The sequence below is a fragment of the Nostoc sp. KVJ20 genome (genome assembly GCF_001712795.1).
In the GTDB taxonomy this organism is placed as follows: domain Bacteria; phylum Cyanobacteriota; class Cyanobacteriia; order Cyanobacteriales; family Nostocaceae; genus Nostoc.
The window spans coordinates 1-2,563 of record NZ_KV757831.1 but is presented as its reverse complement, the minus strand read 5'-3'; the positions used below and the strand labels follow the sequence as shown (position 1 = coordinate 2,563).

Sequence of the window (2,563 nt, the reverse complement as noted above, 5' to 3'; positions counted from 1 at the left end):
AGCTACAGCACTCACCAGTTACTCCTGGCAAGTTAAGTATGCTAATAACCTAACTAGTCAACCACAGCCACGCATTGAAACCTTTGCTAACACTTCAATGTTGAATAGGAATGGATTGAAACCGACAGGAGCAGTTGTTGGTCCAGATGACAGAGGGCTATGGTGGCCTACTTTACCGCCTCGACCAAGTGTTGATGAAGTTGAACAACGCAAAAGGCCTCAAGAAGAGGTAGGTAAACCTGAATTGATCAAAGATATAAAGTACTTTCCTGACCTATGGAGTGGGTAATACTCGGAACACGCTACCTACTAACTATGAAGTTTATCGACAAGTGGTAAAAGCCTACCCCCAAAGAACTCCTTTGGAATTGACTTTGGGTGTGAATGATAATTCAGTAGAAAAAGCTGAACCTGTAAGCAAGTAGTAACCCACTCGTTACGTAGTCAGCAAGAAGTTAAAGATCAAAACTGAATTGCTTTTCAACAAAAAATTGATAGTAAAGTATAAATCAAAGAGTCAACAACGATCTAATTTAATTTCTGCTGCGTTGATAAAAAAGATTTCAAAAATTCCTGATGGGGGCTATATGGGGGCTATATATACCCCAACAATAGCTCAAGACTTTGGTGATATTTTGACCCCTATATAGGATATATATAGGTGCTATATGGGGTACATTTGACTGGCTGATATTTTATACCCCACTTAGCCCCCAAGGGGTTATGATAAACTCTTGAGTCTGGATCAAAAAGGGGTAGTTATTTTATTTTTCTCTCCCCCACTCCCCAAAATTATCTGAACAGATAGCTTTCACAAATCAAAGCGTATTACCTTGGAGCAGATGTCAAACATTCACACCTTACAAAAAATTTTTCCTGCGGGTTTCGATAACGGTTACGGAAGTCTCAAACTTTTAGTCGAAGGATTTGAAGTAATTCGTGTGCCGAGTTATATAACCAATGCTGAGATGGAAGATGTGCCAGGGCGTGTAGTTTTTAACGGCACTGCTTACACAGTCGGAGAGTCTGCTTTCCGCACAGGGAATTATTTTGACCGCAACACAGACAATAATGAAAATAAAGTCAACAACGCATTATTGACTTTATTGGGTGCATTGGCACATCTCCCACACCGTAAAGCTTGGCACTTAAAATTAGTCGTCAGCTTACATGATGTTGCTCTGGCATCAGAACTACAAAAAGTACTCAATGGAGAATATCAGCCAATACTTGCTGGCAAACAATCAGACGTGAAAGTAGAAGTACTTAAAGTTGTACTAGAGGGGATGGGTGCATTGTTTGGGCATCCATTACCCAAAAAGCTAACTATTTTAGACTTTGGCAATGGTACGACCCTGTATTCTCGTTACAACCGGGGTCAGCGAGAAGTTCACACTGCTTACCCTATAGGTGTAGAAGTTCTCATCGATGATATCTCCCAAAAAATGAAACATTTAAATGGCGGAAAAATCGGGGATGCCTCCAAAATCCGATTTTGTCTGGAAATGGGGCATACCAGGTACAGCCGTGACATCGATATCAAAGATATATACAGTGCTTCTTTGAAAGATTGGTATGAAAAATACTTGAAGAAAGTGGTGAATCTCACATTGGATGCCAAGCACCAAGGGGATGAAATCTGGGCGATTGGTGGAGGCTGCCTCTTACCTGGATTTAAGAAGCTGTTGGAGAAAAACGGCTTCAAAATCCTGGACAATCCGGTAGAAGCCAATGTCTTTGGGCTTTTAGAAATGGCAAAAACCATTAGCAGCAAGAATCCTGCAACATCTATTAAGTGAATATAACTATGGCAGATAAAAAAGACTTAGCACCGGAAAAAGTTCGCCTTAAAGATAATTACCGAGAGCGCATATTTGCAGAATCGCAAAAACTAGATAAAAGTTACCTGGACACGCTTTACTTTATAGTTGATTGCTATTTTGTTTTCATCAAGGCTGGATTACCCGCACAACTTTTAGCTTCTACAGCCATTAATACTGAAGATAACCAACTCACCTCTTGGACTCCAACTCCATTTCCAGAGGAGAAAGAAGAAGATTATGGTGGGGAAACATTCAGCCTTGATTTTGATTTGTAACCGTCAAAGGAAGTTGTTAATTACATACGAGGTTAATTCCACCGTGACGCGAAAATAATTTTTCCACTTGAGTCGTCACTGAGCCGAAGATTTGTCTGTAGCATAGGATCTACTGTAGTCTTTAAACAGCTATCTAGAACAGCATCCTGATTGGGATGAACATCGCCTTATTACCGCAGCTATCTCACTGTTTCTGTTGCAAAATGCTGATGGAGATCGCCGTGTTTCCCAGGTTTATCTAGAAGCTCTGTTTCGCCGAGGCTAATTTACAACATACCTGAATCTGCTATTCTCTAAAAGTCATACTAAACAAAAGCTAAATTAAACGATACACTCAGAAAGATTTCTTGAGTCAGGATTAATGGCAAGCGAATCTGAGACAAAACCTAAAATATCTACTGCTGAATTACTGACACTTCCAGATGAGACACAAACTCAAGGAATCGCTGAATCAGTGGAAAATGC

At 40.3% G+C, this 2,563-nt stretch carries 2 protein-coding genes and 2 pseudogenes; all 4 read left to right on the top strand.

Annotation, left to right across the window (positions count from 1 at the left end):
* Positions 1 to 425 (top strand): annotated as a pseudogene (locus A4S05_RS38055) (hypothetical protein); the annotation flags it as partial.
* 417 nt (positions 426 to 842) lie between these two features.
* Positions 843 to 1,799 (top strand): ParM/StbA family protein, encoded by a 957-nt coding sequence (locus A4S05_RS38050; protein ID WP_069074900.1) that lies wholly within the window; start codon positions 843 to 845, stop codon positions 1,797 to 1,799.
* Between the two features lie 8 nt (positions 1,800 to 1,807).
* Positions 1,808 to 2,098: a hypothetical protein gene (locus tag A4S05_RS38045; RefSeq protein WP_069074899.1), complete on the top strand. Its 291-nt coding sequence runs from the start codon at positions 1,808 to 1,810 to the stop codon at positions 2,096 to 2,098.
* Positions 2,099 to 2,228: 130 nt separating this feature from the next.
* Positions 2,229 to 2,363 (top strand): annotated as a pseudogene (locus A4S05_RS39855) (DUF2811 domain-containing protein); the annotation flags it as partial.
* Between the last annotated feature and the right edge of the window lie 200 nt (positions 2,364 to 2,563).

Excerpts from the sequence above, each read along its gene's own strand:
- A4S05_RS38050 (WP_069074900.1), top strand. The coding sequence starts at position 843 with ATGTCAAACATTCACACCTTACAAAAAATTTTTCCTGCGGGTTTCGAT.
- A4S05_RS38045 (WP_069074899.1), top strand. The coding sequence starts at position 1,808 with ATGGCAGATAAAAAAGACTTAGCACCGGAAAAAGTTCGCCTTAAAGAT.